This window comes from Mesorhizobium oxytropidicola, assembly GCF_056174625.1.
On record NZ_CM149692.1, the window covers coordinates 3722577 to 3737931 of the forward strand.

13 protein-coding genes, 1 tRNA gene and 3 pseudogenes are annotated in these 15355 nt (G+C 62.8%); 12 read left to right on the forward strand and 5 right to left on the reverse strand.

The window, feature by feature from the left end:
* Positions 1-5 precede the first annotated feature (5 nt).
* Genes nuoN through AC0V8S_RS18565 form a run of 3 tightly spaced genes read left to right on the forward strand, consistent with a single transcriptional unit; the run spans position 6 to position 3974 of the window.
* Entirely contained in the window at positions 6-1442 is a 1437-nt protein-coding gene (gene nuoN / locus AC0V8S_RS18555) for an NADH-quinone oxidoreductase subunit NuoN (RefSeq protein WP_475432727.1), read from the forward strand.
* Between the two features lie 4 nt (positions 1443-1446).
* Complete coding sequence (locus AC0V8S_RS18560; protein ID WP_475432728.1) at positions 1447-2268, forward strand: biotin--[acetyl-CoA-carboxylase] ligase; 822 nt, start codon at positions 1447-1449, stop codon at positions 2266-2268.
* Positions 2269-2303: 35 nt separating this feature from the next.
* The gene (locus tag AC0V8S_RS18565; RefSeq protein WP_475432729.1) at positions 2304-3974 is read left to right on the forward strand and encodes a ribonuclease J; all 1671 of its coding nucleotides are present in this window, start codon (positions 2304-2306) and stop codon (positions 3972-3974) included.
* 16 nt (positions 3975-3990) lie between these two features.
* Here the strand turns inward: AC0V8S_RS18565 and AC0V8S_RS18570 are convergent, their stop codons facing one another.
* Positions 3991-4854: an MBL fold metallo-hydrolase gene (locus AC0V8S_RS18570; RefSeq protein ID WP_475432730.1), complete on the reverse strand. Its 864-nt coding sequence runs from the start codon at positions 4852-4854 to the stop codon at positions 3991-3993.
* 159 nt (positions 4855-5013) lie between these two features.
* Between AC0V8S_RS18570 and mce the strand changes: the two are divergent.
* The 8 genes and pseudogenes from mce to AC0V8S_RS18610 all read left to right on the forward strand — a co-directional run bounded on the left by mce (position 5014) and on the right by AC0V8S_RS18610 (position 12107).
* Positions 5014-5417 (forward strand): annotated as a pseudogene (gene mce, locus AC0V8S_RS18575) (methylmalonyl-CoA epimerase).
* Positions 5414-5698, forward strand: coding sequence for a DUF1467 family protein (locus AC0V8S_RS18580; RefSeq protein WP_475432731.1), 285 nt, complete (start codon positions 5414-5416; stop codon positions 5696-5698). The pseudogene mce and the gene AC0V8S_RS18580 overlap by 4 nt, the downstream one beginning before the upstream one ends.
* 645 nt (positions 5699-6343) lie before the next feature.
* Entirely contained in the window at positions 6344-7672 is a 1329-nt protein-coding gene (gene proS, locus AC0V8S_RS18585; protein ID WP_475432733.1) for a proline--tRNA ligase, read from the forward strand.
* Positions 7669-8954, forward strand: a pseudogene (locus AC0V8S_RS18590) (lipoprotein-releasing ABC transporter permease subunit). Before proS ends, AC0V8S_RS18590 begins: the two are co-directional and overlap by 4 nt.
* Positions 8951-9634, forward strand: a complete 684-nt coding sequence (locus AC0V8S_RS18595) for an ABC transporter ATP-binding protein (protein WP_475438654.1) — start codon at positions 8951-8953, stop codon at positions 9632-9634. Before AC0V8S_RS18590 ends, AC0V8S_RS18595 begins: the two are co-directional and overlap by 4 nt.
* A 120-nt stretch (positions 9635-9754) precedes the next feature.
* Positions 9755-10048, forward strand: coding sequence for a GYD domain-containing protein (locus tag AC0V8S_RS18600; RefSeq protein WP_475432735.1), 294 nt, complete (start codon positions 9755-9757; stop codon positions 10046-10048).
* Between the two features lie 267 nt (positions 10049-10315).
* On the forward strand, positions 10316-10468 hold the full coding sequence (locus AC0V8S_RS18605) for a hypothetical protein (RefSeq protein ID WP_475432737.1): 153 nt from the start codon (positions 10316-10318) through the stop codon (positions 10466-10468).
* Positions 10469-10856: 388 nt separating this feature from the next.
* The gene (locus tag AC0V8S_RS18610; RefSeq protein WP_475432738.1) at positions 10857-12107 is read left to right on the forward strand and encodes a site-2 protease family protein; all 1251 of its coding nucleotides are present in this window, start codon (positions 10857-10859) and stop codon (positions 12105-12107) included.
* A gap of 20 nt (positions 12108-12127) precedes the next feature.
* On the opposite strand, the pseudogene lipB reads toward AC0V8S_RS18610, so the two are convergent.
* Positions 12128-12870 (reverse strand): annotated as a pseudogene (gene lipB, locus AC0V8S_RS18615) (lipoyl(octanoyl) transferase LipB).
* A gap of 224 nt (positions 12871-13094) precedes the next feature.
* Here lipB and AC0V8S_RS18620 point away from each other — a divergent pair.
* Positions 13095-13179 (forward strand) — tRNA-Leu (locus AC0V8S_RS18620).
* 86 nt (positions 13180-13265) lie between these two features.
* Here the strand turns inward: AC0V8S_RS18620 and AC0V8S_RS18625 are convergent.
* Genes AC0V8S_RS18625 through AC0V8S_RS18635 form a run of 3 tightly spaced genes read right to left on the reverse strand, consistent with a single transcriptional unit; the run spans position 13266 to position 15350 of the window.
* Positions 13266-13967 (reverse strand): sensor histidine kinase, encoded by a 702-nt coding sequence (locus AC0V8S_RS18625; protein ID WP_475438655.1) that lies wholly within the window; start codon positions 13965-13967, stop codon positions 13266-13268.
* Positions 13873-14592: a hypothetical protein gene (locus AC0V8S_RS18630; RefSeq protein WP_475432740.1), complete on the reverse strand. Its 720-nt coding sequence runs from the start codon at positions 14590-14592 to the stop codon at positions 13873-13875. The genes AC0V8S_RS18625 and AC0V8S_RS18630 overlap by 95 nt, the downstream gene beginning before the upstream one ends.
* Complete coding sequence (locus AC0V8S_RS18635; RefSeq protein ID WP_475438656.1) at positions 14589-15350, reverse strand: response regulator; 762 nt, start codon at positions 15348-15350, stop codon at positions 14589-14591. Before AC0V8S_RS18635 ends, AC0V8S_RS18630 begins: the two co-directional genes overlap by 4 nt.
* Positions 15351-15355: the final 5 nt, after the last annotated feature.

Genomic DNA, 15355 nt, shown 5'->3' on the forward strand with positions numbered 1-15355 from the left:
GAACCATGACGCCGGACCTTCTCTCCAGCCTGTCGCTCTCGACGCCCGAGCTGATCCTTGCCATCGGCGCGCTCGCGCTGCTGATGGTCGGCGCCTATTCGCGCGCCAACACCGCCAATACCGTGACCGGCCTTGCTGTCGCCGTGCTGGTGGTCGCCGGCGCCTGGCTGATCTTTTCCACCGGGCTGGGCAGTGCCTATGGCAACGCCTTTATCCAGGATCCCTTCTCCCGATTCATGAAGGTGCTGTCGCTGGTCGGCTCGGCGGTGACGCTGGTCATGTCGATGCGCTTTGCCAAGGCGGAGCATTTCGACAAATTCGAATACCCGGTGCTGATTCTGCTGTGCACGCTCGGCATGATGCTGATGATCTCGGCCAACGGCATGATCGGGCTCTATCTCGGCCTCGAACTGCAGTCGCTGGCAATCTACGTGCTGGCGGCGATCAACCGCGACAATCTGCGTTCGACCGAAGCCGGCCTGAAATACTTCGTCCTCGGCGCGCTGTCGTCGGGCATGCTGCTCTACGGCATCAGCCTGGTCTACGGCTACACCGGCAACACCGGCTTCCAGGAAATTGCCTCGGCACTTGGCAGCGGCGAGCGCCAGCTTGGTCTCGTGGTTGGCCTCGTCTTCGTGCTGGCCGGCCTTGCCTTCAAGATCTCGGCGGTGCCGTTCCATATGTGGACGCCGGACGTCTATGAGGGCGCGCCGACGCCGGTGACGGCTTTCCTTGCGGCGGCACCGAAGATGGCGGCGATGGCGCTGATCGTGCGCGTCACCATGGGCGCGTTCAAGCCGATCGCCGCCGACTGGCAGCAGATCATCGTCTTCATCTCGATCGCTTCGATGGCGCTCGGCGCCTTCGCCGCGATCGGCCAGACCAACATCAAGCGCCTGATGGCCTATTCCTCGATCGGCCATATGGGCTACGCGCTGGTCGGCCTTGCCGCCAACAGCCAGGCCGGCGTGCGCGGCGTTGCCATCTATATGCTGATCTACCTGGTGATGACGCTCGGCACCTTCGCCTTCATCCTCGCCATGCGGCGCAAGGAAGGCAATGTCGAGCAGATCAGCGATCTCGCCGGGCTTGCCTCGACCAATCCGATCATGGCGACGATTCTCACCATCCTGATGTTCTCACTGGCCGGTATTCCGCCGCTCGCCGGTTTCTGGGGGAAGTGGTACGTCTTCCTCGCAGCCATCAACGCCAACCTCTACGCGCTGGCGATCATCGGCGTGCTGGCCTCGGTGGTGGGCGCCTATTACTATCTGCGCATCATCAAGATCATGTGGTTCGACGAACCGGTCGGCGGCTTCGTACCGATGGCCAGTGAACTGCGCCTCGTGCTCGGCGTCTCCGGCGCCTTCGTGCTGTTCTATGTGCTGATCGGCGGGCCGATCGGTACCTATGCCGAAGCCGCCGCCAAGACATTTTTCTGACGGGATGGCATTTCGGCTGGCTCCAACCTCGGCGTCGGAAGGGTTCCGGCTCGAGGCCCATGACAGTATCGGTTCCACCAACACGGTGGCGCTGGACCACGCAAGGGCAGGCGACCCGGGCAGGCTGTGGGTCGTTTCCAAAAAACAGGAAAGCGGGCGCGGCCGGCGCGGCCGCGCCTGGGTGTCGTCCGAAGGCAATCTGGCGGCGACCTTGCTGGTCGTCACCGGCGGTGAACTTCGTCTTGCCGCGACGCTGGGTTTCGTCGCCGGCCTGTCGCTAGCCGACGCGCTCGATGCCGTGGTGCCGAAGGGCCGCATCGCCATCGGGCTTGATGGCGCAAGCCAGGGACAAAACCGTTTCGAGCTGAAATGGCCGAACGACGTGCTTGCTTCCGGTGCGAAGCTCGCCGGCATCCTGCTGGAGTCGGCGATACTGGATGGCGGCCGCTTCGCGGTCGCGGTCGGCATCGGCGTCAATGTGGTGGCGCATCCAACCGATTTGCCTTATCCCGCGACATCGCTGCACGCGCTCGGCGCGACATGCGATGCCGAAACGCTGTTCCTGGCGCTGTCGGATGCCTGGAGCGAGAATGCCCGCCTGTGGGATGAAGGGCGCGGTCTTGCCGCTGTCAGGCGGCGCTGGCTGGCGCGCGCGGCGGGGCTTGGCGGCGAGGTTGCTGTCAGAATTGACGGTAATGTGGTGCGTGGGGTGTTCGAGACCATTGACGAGGACTGCCGTTTCGTGATCCGCGACGATGAGGGGACTGTCCTGACGATCGCCGCCGGCGATGTGCATTTCGGCGCGGTGGCGTCCGCACGGGTATAATGGGCTTGGCCTCAAGGGCCAGGAAGGGAAAAATCATGGCGAAAGCGGAAAACGCCGAACTCGTCTTCGTGCCGCTCGGCGGCGTCGGCGAGATCGGCATGAACTTCGCCCTCTACGGCTACGGTCCGCCGAGCGCGCGCGAATGGATCGTCATCGATGTCGGCGTCACCTTTCCAGATGCCAGCCTGCCCGGCGTCGACCTGGTGCTGCCCGATACGCGCTTCATCGAGGAGAACCTCGCCAATCTGCGCGGCATCATCATCACCCACGCGCATGAAGATCATTACGGCGCGCTGCTCGACACCTGGCCGAAGCTGAAGGCGCCGGTGTGGATGACGCCGTTCAGCGCCGGGCTGCTGGAAGCCAAGCGACAGGGCGAGCAGGGCGCACCGAAAATCCCGCTGACGATCTACCGGGCGGGCGAGAAATTCACTGTCGGCCCGTTCGAGATCGAAGCCATTCCAGTGGCGCACTCTATCCCCGAGCCGATGTCGCTGGCGATCACCTCGCCGGCCGGCACCGTCATCCACACGGGCGACTGGAAGATCGATCCGGAACCGACGATCGGGCCCAAGACCGACGAGGCGAGGTTCCGTGCCTATGGCGACAAGGGCGTCTTGGCGCTGATCTGCGATTCGACCAATGCGCTGCGGGAAGGGGAATCGCCGTCGGAAGTGGCGGTTGGTGAAGGGCTCAAGGGCGTCATCCAGAGTGCCGTCGGCCGGGTCGCCGTCACCACCTTCTCCTCCAATGTCGGGCGTATCGTCTCCATCGCCAAGGCGGCACGCGATGCCGGCCGCCAGTGCCTGGTGCTTGGCCGCTCGCTGAAGCGGGTCATCGATGTCGCGGACGAGCTTGGCTATATGGACGGCCTGCCGGAATTCATCGCCGAGGAAGATTTCGGCTTCATCCCGCGCGAAAACCTCGTCATCATCTGCACCGGCAGCCAGGGCGAGCCGCTTGCGGCGCTGGCGAAACTGTCGCGCGAAGAGATGAAGTCGGTGTCGCTGACGGCGGGCGACACGGTGGTGTTTTCCTCGCGCACCATTCCCGGCAATGAGAAGGCGATCCTCGAGATCAAGAATCGCCTGATCGATCTTGGCATCAAGATCATCGAGGATGGCGACGCGCTGGTGCATGTCTCCGGCCATCCCCGGCGCAGCGAGTTGCGCAAGATGTATGAATGGGTGCGCCCGCAGATCGGCGTTCCCGTGCATGGCGAGGCGGCGCATCTGGTGGCGCAGGGCTCGCTGATGTCGACCTCCCGCATCGGTCAGGTGGCGCAGGTGCGCGATGGCGACATGCTCAGGCTCGCTCCCGGTCCTGCCACCATCATCGACCAGGTACCGTTCGGCCGCATCTACAAGGACGGCAATCTGATCGGCACCGACCAGGCGATGGGCATTCGCGACCGGCGCAAATTGTCCTTTGCCGGCCATGTCGCGGTCAATGTCGTGCTCGACGACAAATACGAGCTCGCCGGCGACCCCGACCTTGTCGCCATCGGCGTCGCCGAGGCTGATGCCAGCGGCGAGACGCTGGAGGATTTGATGATCGACGCGGCCGTCGGTGCGGTGGACTCGATTCCGCGCCAGCGCCGCAAAGACCTCGACCTGGTGCAGGAGGCGGTACGGCGCGCGGTGCGCGGCGCCGCCAACGAAGCCTGGGGCAAGAAGCCGCTGGTGACGGTGTTCGTCACCAGGTGAAGGTGGAAGTGGTTCGCTACACGTTCAGCTGATAGCTGACCGGAAGCCAGCGAAAAGAACCGTTCACCGATTCGATGTAGCCCAGGCCCGGAAATGGCATGTGATGGCCGCCGACCAGCAGGCGCTGGTCGGCGGCCATCCTCAGCAGTCGCTCGCGGGTCTCGACCGCCTGTTCCTTGTCATCATCGAAATCGGCATGCCACTGCGGCTGCTGGATGGACACGACATAATGCAGGAACGCGTCTGACCAGATCAGCAATTTCTGGCCGTCGCTCTCGACGAGAAATGCCAGGAGACCGGGGGAATGACCTGACGCGTCGATGGCGGTAATGCCCGGCAGAACCTCATCTCCGGGCGCCACGAATGTTGCCCGATCGGCCAGCCCGGTGCAAATCTGCCTGAACAGATCACGGTTGGCCAATCTGGCCTCGCGGACCGCGGTTCCCTCGGCCCAGAAAGCGAATTCAGCCGCGCCGAATACATAGCGTGCCCGGCTGAAAACCGGCTCGCCATTCCTGACCAGCCCGCCGATGTGGTCCGGGTGGCCGTGCGTGATGACCACCACGTCGATATCGTCAGGCCCAAGCCCAAGGTCTCTCAAACAGTCCAGCAGTGAGCTGCCCTCATCTCCGCATCCGGTGTCGAACAGGATCGTTTCAGAACCGGTGTCGATCAGCGTCGGGATGAAACAATGCTCGTACCGATCCTGGTCGATGAAGTTCGAAACCGCGAGTTCGAGCACGGCGGTTGGCGATTGTCCGGCTGCGAAGGCCGATGCAAGGTTGTCGCGAACATCGACGGCGTCGAGCAAGGCGGCAATCTTGAATGATCCGAGATCGAAGGTGAAAACGCGGGCGCGGGCAGGGCGGATGTAAGACATTGCCGTTTGTACTTTGCGGTTGCCGGGCGGACCAGCCTCGATAGCGATTCGCGAGAATGTTCACCAAAGTGCGACAGTGCGCGCCTCGTGGATGGCTGTTGATCTCAGCCGATTTGACGTATGACGCGAGCCATTGGACAGAGGAGAGATTGCGCGCACATGCTCGGACGGCTGAACCATGTCGCGCTTGCGGTGCCGGATCTGGCCACTGCCGTTGCTGCCTACCGCAACACGCTTGGGGCCGAAGTGACGGAGCCGCAGGCTTTGCCGGAGCATGGCGTCACCGTGGTGTTCGTCAATGTCGGCAACACCAAGATCGAATTGCTGGAGCCGCTGGGCGAGGGCTCGCCGATCACCGCTTTCTTGGCGAAGAGCCGTCCGGCGGCATGCATCATCTCTGCTACGAGGTCGACGACATCCTGGCCGCGCGCGATCAACTCAAGGCCGCCGGCGCCCGCGTGCTGGGCGACGGCAATCCCAAGATCGGCGCGCATGGCAAGCCGGTGCTGTTCCTGCATCCGAAGGATTTCTTCGGCACGCTGATCGAACTGGAGCAATCATGAGCTGGGTTTCGTTCACCGCCCTGTTTTTTGCCACCTGGTGGGTGGTGCTGTTTGCCGTGCTGCCGTTCAGCATCCGCACACAGGACGACGATCACGACGTGACGCTGGGCACGGTTCCAAGCGCGCCGCGCGGGCCGCATATGCTGCGCGCGGTGATCCGCACCACCATCGCCACGGCGATCCTGATGGGCATTTTCTATGGCCTGACACATGGGCTCGGTTACAGCCTCAACGACATCCCCCACATCGTGCCGGATTTCGGCCAGACCCCGGCAAAATAGATCGTTCGGCAAGGGTGCTCCTACGGCATCGGAGCGCTGCGGGCAGGGATCAAAAATGCGACCACATCTCGCGGCCGTACGCCGGCTGACGCAAGGTCATGCACCGTGGCAACTCGCCGCGCTAACCAGATGATTGCACAAAAAAAATGCAAGGCACGAGGCCTTGCAATTAAACGCGTCCGATCTGTTTCCGGTTTCCGGCGGCAGCGAGTAACCGCGCCTAGATCGCATCCTCCCAAGACTTTGACCGCGTAGGAGAGCAGATTTTTCTCCGCCCTCTCGGTTATCGCGGCACACTAGCCTAAGCCGAATGAAAATGTCACGAAGAATTTTGCCTCGAAACAGGCATTCTCGTGCTGCACTGCACAATAGTATGGCATGCTTTGCTTTCGAAACGATCACGGAGCCTTTGCGGCATGTCCTGAATTGACGCGCGCAAAGAATTGACGGCCAAGTCCGAAGACGTTCGCTATGCTCAATCGCCGGTGCGGCCTGATCCGGAAACCGAAGGATTCCGGGCCGCAACGCACTGATGTGCGGCCATGCCCGGGTTTCCATTCCGCCATGAAATGGCTATGAAGCCGGGTCAAGCAAGCCTGCGTCGCGCCGATTCTGGCGTGGCCGTTCTCATTCACGGACCAGTCCATGCGTTTGTCGCGCTATTTCCTGCCAATCCTCAAAGAAAATCCGCGTGAGGCCGAGATCGTCTCGCACCGGCTGATGCTGCGTGCCGGCATGATCCGCCAGCAGGGGCAGGGTAGCTTCTCCTGGCTGCCACTTGGCAAACGTGTGCTGGACAAGGTTTGCCAGATCATTCGCGAGGAGCAGAACCGCGCCGGTGCGCTGGAAATCCTGATGCCGACCATCCAGTCAGCCGATCTGTGGCGCGAAAGCGGTCGCTACAACGACTATGGCAAGGAGATGCTGCGCATCAAGGATCGCCAGGACCGAGACATGCTCTACGGTCCGACCAACGAGGAGATGGTCACCGAAATTTTCCGCGCCTATGTGAAGTCCTACAAGGATTTGCCGCTCAACCTCTACCACATCCAGTGGAAGTTCCGCGATGAGGTGCGGCCGCGCTTCGGCGTCATGCGTTCGCGCGAGTTCCTGATGAAGGACGCCTATTCCTTCGACCTCGACTTCGAGGGTGCGAGGGCTGCCTACAACAGGATGTTCGTCTCCTACCTCAGGACGTTTACGCGCATGGGCCTGCAGGCGATCCCGATGCGCGCCGACACCGGGCCGATTGGTGGCGACCTCAGCCACGAATTCATCATCCTTGCGGACACCGGCGAGAGCCAGGTTTTCTGCCATCGCGACTATCTTTCGCTTGCCGTGCCGGGCGCCAGCACCGACTTCGCCAATGACGGCGAGATATCCGATATCGTCAAGACGTGGACGACGCCCTACGCCGCCACCGACGAGATGCATGACGAAGCGACCTGGGAAAAGGTGCCCGAGAGCGACAAGGTTTCGGCACGCGGCATCGAGGTTGGCCACATCTTCCACTTTGGCGAGAAGTACTCCAAGCCGATGGGCGCCAAGGTGACCGGACCTGACGGCAAGGACCATTTCGCCTCCGGCGGCTCCTACGGCATCGGCCCGTCGCGGCTTGTCGCCGCGATCATCGAGGCCAGCCACGACGAGAACGGCATCATCTGGCCGGACGCCGTGGCGCCGTTCGACATCGGCCTGATCAATATGAAGGTGGGCGACGCCGATTGCGACCGTGTCAGCGATGAGCTTAATGCCGCCTTCACCGCCGCCGGCAAGGATGTGCTTTACGACGACACCGACCAGCGGCCGGGCGGCAAGTTCGCCACCGCCGACCTGATCGGCCTGCCCTGGCAAGTGATCGTCGGGCCGCGCGGCGTGGCCGCCGGCGAGGTCGAGATAAAGAATCGCAAGACCGGCGAGCGCGAAACGCTGCCGATCGCCGATGCGAAAAAACGCTTCGGTGTCGCCGCATGAGCGAGGCGGCGGCGACAAGATCGGCGGGCGCCGGCCCGTTCTCCTTCTTCGAGCGCACGGTTGCCTGGCGCTATCTGCGTTCGCGGCGCAAGGAGACGGTGATCTCGGTCATCGCCTCGATCTCCTTCCTCGGCATCATGCTGGGGGTGGCGACGCTGATCGTCGTCATGGCCGTGATGAACGGGTTCCGCGCCGAGCTGTTGACGCGCATCCTCGGCGTCAACGGCCATCTGATCGTGCAGCCGCTCGATTCGCCGCTCGAGGACTACGCCCAGGTTGCCGGCCGCATAAACGGCGTGCCCGGCGTCAAATACGCTATCCCGCTGATCGACGGCCAGGTGCTGGCGCAAGGCAATGTCGGCGGCGGCACGGGCGCGCTGGTGCGCGGTATACGCGGCGAAGATCTCGGCAAGATCGCCATCGTCGCCAACAACATCAAGCAGGGTTCGCTCGCCGGTTTCGACTCGGGCGAGGGCGTCGCCATCGGCAAGCGCATGGCCGAGAATCTCGGCCTGACGCTGGGCGACACCATTACGCTGATCTCGCCCGATGGCGACGTGACGCCGATCGGCACGACGCCGCGCATGAAGGGCTACAAGATCGCCGCGATCTTCGAAGTCGGCATGTCGGAATATGACACCTCCATCGTCTATATGCCGTTCTCGGAGGCGCAGCTCTATTTCAACATGGACGGGCGCGCGCAGACGATCGAGATCTATGTCGACAATCCCGACAATGTCGACGCGCTGAGACCGAAAGTGGAAGAGGCGGCGCAGAGGCCCATCGACATGGTCGACTGGCGCCAGCGCAACGAGACCTTCTTTCGGCCCTGCAGGTCGAGCGCAATGTCATGTTCATGATCCTGACGCTGATCGTTCTGGTGGCGGCGCTCAACATCATTTCGGGACTGATCATGCTGGTGAAGGACAAGGGGCACGACATTGCCATCCTGCGCACCATGGGCGCCTCGCGCGGGGCGATCCTGCGCATCTTCCTGATGACGGGGGCGGCGATCGGCGTCACCGGCACGCTCGCCGGCGTGCTGCTCGGCGTCGTCATCTGCACCAACATCGAATCGATCCGCCAGTTCTTCTCCTGGATGACCGGCAAGGTGCTGTTCAACCCGGAACTCTATTTCCTCAGCCAGCTGCCGGCGAAGATGGATCCGCGTGAGACGACCTATGTCATCATCATGGCGCTTGGGCTGTCCTTCCTGGCGACGGTGTTTCCGGCATGGCGGGCGGCCCGCCTCGATCCGGTCGAAGCCTTGAGGTACGAATAGTGGCCGAGGTCATTATCGAACTGAAGAGCGTCGAGCGGCACTATGTCCAGGGGCCGCGCAAGCTCACCATCCTGAACGGCGCCGATTTTTCGCTGAAGCGCGGCGAGATGGTGGCGCTGGTGGCGCCATCCGGCACGGGCAAGTCGACGCTGCTGCATACGGCCGGCCTGCTGGAACGCCCCGACGCCGGCGATGTGATCCTGTCCGGCCGGGCCTGTGGGCGGCTGTCCGACGACGAGCGCACGTCGATCCGCCGCAACGATGTCGGCTTCGTCTACCAGTTCCATCATCTGCTGCCGGAGTTTTCCGCACTGGAAAACATCATGATGCCGCAGCTGATCAAAGGCCTGTCGCGCAAGGAGGCCTCCGAGCGCGCGGCGCAACTGCTCGACTATATGCAGATCGGCAAGCGCGCCTCGCACCGGCCTGCTGAATTGTCGGGCGGCGAGCAGCAGCGCGTGGCCATAGCGCGCGCGGTCGCCAATGCGCCGCTGGTGCTGCTGGCCGACGAGCCGACCGGCAATCTCGATCCGGTCACCGCCTCTTATGTGTTCGAAGCGCTGGAGGCGCTGGTGCGGCAATCGGGCCTCGCGGCGCTGATCGCCACCCACAACCACGAACTGGCATCGCGCATGGATCGGCGCGTTACGCTCGCCGACGGCAAGGTTGTCCCATTGTAGGCTGCGCGATGGCGTGTCTGGCCGCCTGTGGTTCGCACACCCGGCTCGTGTTATCATAGGCTCTGGGAGACGGCGGACGCGCCGTGAGTGCCCGCCCGCTCCCCACTGTGGGAGGAACGAATGGCTTACTACGTACTGCTGTCGAATTTCACAGATCAAGGTATCAAGACGATAAAGGATACTCAGAAGCGTGCTGAGGCCTTCAAGGCGATGGCCAGCAAAAGCGGTATCAAGGTTCACACCCTGTTGTGGACGCTTGGCCAGCATGACGTCGTAGCGATTGCCGAAGCGGACGACGACATTGCAGCGACGGCACTAGCCCTGTCTATCGCATCGCTAGGGAACATCAGAACTCAGACACTGCGGGCGTTCGACACGGCAGATATGACCAAGATAATGGCAAAGATGGCCTGACCGGTGCATAGGCATTCACACCATCTCGGCTAGTCACCGCGGCTCACACCAAGGTGCGTTGGAGGCTTCCCGCCCGCAGCGGGCTCAATGGCAGCAATCGCAGTTGCGACTTCCGGATTATCGGGAACTGCCCGACTGCGGGCGAGAAGATCGCTTGCCGCAGAGTTGAGATCACCAAGGGCGAGGTGCGCCATCCACCACGCTTGGCGTGATCGCGAAGCGCTTCGGGATGGTACGTTCTAGGGCACTCGCTGGTCGGAGGCCGCCGTGAAAAAGATCATTCTCGGGGTTGCTGCATTGCTGTTCTTGGCAGCCGTCCTGGCGACCGTCTATTCATTGATCTTCGGTTGCCCGCATGGCGGTTCATACCGGTGCGTGCAGGGCTTCAACCGGGAAGTCTGTGGCTGCCCGCAATCGTAACCTTCGCGGCGCTCCTCGCGAAAAGGCCCGCCTCGTGCAGGCAACAGCAGTTTCACTCGTACCTCCCAGCGAGCGGTTAATCTTTCGCTAACCGTGCCCGATTCCCGCTTTAGCTCCATATCCCTGCGGCCGTTGACATTGAAACAAAATTAGAACAAATTGCGAACATATCAACAACAGGAGAGAGTTATGACCGATCTGGTTCAGGATGTCATCTCACTGGTTTGCATGAGCACCTTCCTCATTTCCATGGCGATCTGGATCGGCGCCATGTGATTTGGCGGCTCTCGCCGCCTTGGTTTCCGGCGGACGAAAACCGCTCCGCCGTTAAACCTTTCTTGCCGCCGCGACGTTAGGGTAGCTCCTCTAAGGCAGGAGCAACGTCCAGGTGTCGCCCATCGTCACGGCCATTCTGGTGGCCAGCAATCTCGGGCTGATCTTTCTCTTGATGACGGTGCCGCTTGGTTTGCGCACGGTCCGGATGAGCCGCGTGATCGCGATGGACCGCCATCGCCTCTGGCAGGCGCTGTGGCCGCTTGGCAGCGATGCCGGCTGGTCCGGCGAGATCCTGTCGGCGCAGCCGCTGGACGGGGAGGGTGTGTCCCGCATCATGCTGTCGTGGGAAGGCCGCGATGGCAAGCCGATCGAACGCAGGGCGCGGTTTGAAGACGTTGTCGAGGGCAGCCGCTTTGCCATGCGCGTCCTCGAGGATACCGCGCTCGATGGCTCGTTCTGGAAAGACTATCGCGAAACCGCCGAACTCGTCTCCGAAGGCAGCGGCACGCGGGTGACGCTCAGCCAGACGGATCGTTACCGCGGCGCTGCCTTTCTGGTGTTCCGTTACTTCGCCATGCGCCGCGAGCTGTCCAAGCTGCAGCGTTGGGCGGTAACCGGGCAATATCGCAAGGGTGGCTGGTTCGAGCATCCGCTGAGCCAGGTCGGCTTTGCCGTGCTGTCGGCACTGATCCTGTGGCCGTTCTTCGGCCTCCATCTCGGCGGCCTGGCGCTGGCCGCTATCCTCACCTCGGTCGTGGCCCTGCACGAGCTCGGTCACATGGCGGCATTCCGGCTGATGGGCCACCGCAAGGCGCGGATGATCTTCATCCCGCTGCTCGGCGGCATCGCCATTGGCGGCCGGCCCTATAACAGCCGTTTCGAAGTGGCCTTCGTGGCGCTGATGGGGGCGGGTTTCTCCGCCTTCCTGGTGCCGATCGTCATTGCCGCCAGCGCGTTTGCCGGTAGCGAGGGGCACAAGGCCGCGGCCGCGCTGCTGGCGGCGCTGGCAGGCTGTGCGGCCCTGTTCAACATTGCCAATCTGGTGCCGGTGTGGAAGTTCGATGGCGGCCAGGTGCTGCGCCAGATCTGCCCGGGGCCGGTCGCGCTGGCGCTGGCCTCGTTCTTCCTGCTGTCCGTCTTCCTGGCACTCGGCCGACAGGCAGGCTTCTCCTCCGGCTTTCTGATCGTGGCGGGAGCGGTCTTTTCGATCCTCAGCCTGCTCACTGTCGGCAGCGGCGTGAAGCCGCGCTACGAGTTGGAGCCAATCCGCACCGTTGACCGCTTCGCCATCGCCGGCGCGCTGCTGGCGGTGTTCACCATTCATGGCTGCGGCGTGTTGTGGGCGTCGGCGCAACTGCTTTGAGTTGGTTGGGCCAGAAAGGGTCAACCAGTCTTACGGGCGGCCTCGGCCGGCAAAGCCGCCACGGGACCGAACACATCTTCGAAGGCTGATTTCAGCGCCAGATCAAGGTCGGCCATGCCAACGGGAAGACCGAGATCGACGAGGCTGGTGACGCCGTGATCCTGCACGCCGCAGGGCACGATACCGCCGAAATGGGAGAGGTCCGGTTCGACATTGATGGCGATGCCGTGAAAGCTTACCCAGCGCCGCAGCCGGATCCCTATTGCCGCGATCTTGTCCTCGGCCGGCGAGCCGTCCGGCAGGGCAGGGCGGTCGGGCCGCACCACCCAGACGCCAACCCGGTCCTCGCGGCGTTCACCGCGCACGTTGAAGGCGGCAAGCGTGCCGATGATCCACTGTTCGAGCGCGGCGACGAAAGCGCGCACGTCCTCGCGCCGCCGTTTCAGGTCGAGCATGACATAGGCGACCCGTTGGCCGGGCCCATGATAGGTGTATTCGCCGCCGCGGCCGGCCGAAAGACCGGAAAGCGATCGGGCTCGATCAGGTCCTCGATGCGGGCGCTGGTGCCGGCGGTGTAGAGCGGCGGATGTTCGACCAGCCAGACCATTTCGCCGGCGGCACCGCTGCGGATCGCCTCGGCTCGCGCTTCCATGAAGGCCAGCGCATCGGGATAGGCGGTCAGGCCAGGCTCGATGCGCCACTCGACCGGTGCCGAACCGGGGAGCGGCAGGAACGACGTGGCGATCTGGCTGCGTTCTGTCATGGGTTTTCGTTTTTTCGCTTGTGCCGTCGTGATCAGGCTGCACGGGCGACATGCATCTGTCTCCCATATGGCGTCAATCGCTGGAAACGTCCAGTTCCGGCCCTGCATTCCAATCCTGTGGACCGTTATACCAATCGCCTGAGATTATTGCGTGCCGCGCACTTGTTTCGCCGGAAACGATTTGCTACACGCCGCGAGCCGGTCGGTTCCGGCTCCTACCACGTGCGGTCGTGGCGGAATTGGTAGACGCGCAGCGTTGAGGTCGCTGTGGGGCAACCCGTGGAAGTTCGAGTCTTCTCGACCGCACCAAATTTCCTGAAGCAAGCCTTCGGACGCCTTCAGGTAACCTCCGGCAATCTGGCGATCATCAGACCCCCGGCACGGTGCCGGCCGCTCTACAAGGTCTGGACCTCGGGCCCGTTCGGCAGATCGACGGTCACGACGAGGCCGGTTGGCTGGTTGTCGTGCAACTCGATCTTGCCGCCGTGGCCCTGGATGATATCCGCGACGATCGAGAGGCCCAGCCCGAAACCGTGTTTCGAGGCAACGCCGCGTGACATGTCTTCTTTGAAGAAGGGTTCGAAAACGCGGGAGCGCGCCGTCATCGAAATGCCCGGTCCGTCGTCGCCGACCGCGATGTGCGCCGCCGTGTCGGTCTGAGTCAATGCGACGGTGACGTTGCCGGCGAATTTGACCCCGTTGTCGCACAGATTGGTGATCGCACGCGCCAGCGCATTGGGCTTGCACCAGCCCAGAAGCCTGTCGGGTCCGGAATAGGAAACCGAAAACCCGACATCGGAGAATTCGGCGCAGACGGTTTGCAGCACGCTGGCTATGTCGGCCCGCTGCAGCTTTTCCGTCGAGACGTCGTTGCGCAGATAGGTCAGGGTCTCGTCGATCAGATCCTCGATGTGCCGGACGTCGGACAATATGGCGGTTCGAACGGGGCCGTCATCCATGCGCTCGGCGCGAAGCCGCAGCCGCGTCAACGGCGTGCGCAGATCATGACTGACGCTGCGCAACATGCGCGTGCGGTTCTCGATCATCGTGCGGATACGCGTTCTCATCCTGTTCAGCGCGCGCGCCAGGCCGACCATTTCGATGGAGCCGCGTTCGGCGAAAAAGCTCGTTGCCATTCTCGATCTCGGCTTCCCCCACCGCGTTCGAGATGCGCTTCAACGGCTCCGTCACGGCCCAGACCGCAAACAGCCAGATCAGCACGGGCAAGGCGATGAAAGCCATGAACCTGTAGAACGAGACGCGGACGAAGCCTGATGTCAGCCAGGAATCGGGCATGCCGAAATGCGCCAGGACGCTCTGCTGGTCCAGATCGATGACAAACGCGTACCTGCCGCCGATTCTCTTCCAGCGCCCAGCGACCGAGCTGCTTTCGATCTGGAGAAGCCATGTGATGCTTCGCCATTGCAGGTAGGAATCTGGAATATTGCTGATCTGCTGCCTGGGCAGGATCTTGAAATCAAAGCCGGCGCGTGTTGCTGCGGCCAAAACAGCGCCGCGGGCTTCGGTTGGTGTTTGGCGCAACAAGGCAGCGACAATTGCAGCCCGCCTGGCGCTATCTTCCACGACGGGAAGGTCGACATTCTCTATCAGGCCTTCGACGACCGATCCGGCGGACATGATCACGATCACCGCGATGAAAATGATCGCCGCGAACTGCCCACGCACCGACTGCGGCAGGAAGCGGCGGACCAAATCCCTCACGCTTCCTCCACCGTGGCGGTGAAGATGTAGCCACCCAGCCGGACAGTCTTGAGAAGAACCGGATCGCGCGCGTCCTTTTCGATCTTCTGGCGGATCCGGCTGACATGGACGTCGACGCTGCGCTCGATCGGGCCGGCAAGCCCGGCATGGGTGACACTGAGAAGCTCCTCGCGCGACAGAACCCGGCCGGCATTGCGGCAGAACGCCAGCAAAAGATCGAATTCATGCGTGGTGGTCGCAACCCGCGCATTGCTCGGATCATGCAATTGCCGGCGAACGGGATCGAGGCGCCAGCCATTGAAGCGAAGCACCTTTGTGCGGTCGCGTTCGTCGGGAGCGTAGGCCGTGCGGCGCAGCAACGCCCTTATCCTTGCCGTCAGCTCGCGCGCGCTGAACGGTTTGGTCACATAATCGTCGGCGCCGATCTCCAGTCCGAAGATACGGTCGATTTCCTCGCCAAGCGCCGTCAGCATCAGGATCGGAACGTTCGTTTGCGCGCGAAGCCGGCGACAGATGCTGAGGCCGTTCTCGCCAGGCAGCATGATATCAAGCACGATCAGATCGAATTTCTGGTTGCGAAGCGCGGCGTTCATGCGGGCGCCGTTGCCGGCGATTTCGACGATCATGCCGTTTTCCGTGAGCGTCTCGCCCAGCATGCGCGCGATCTCGATATCGTCTTCGACAATGAGGATATGCGGGCCTTGCCTCGGCGATTTGAACTCGGCGTTCAAATCGATCCGGCTTGCCGCAGCCTGCATTGCAT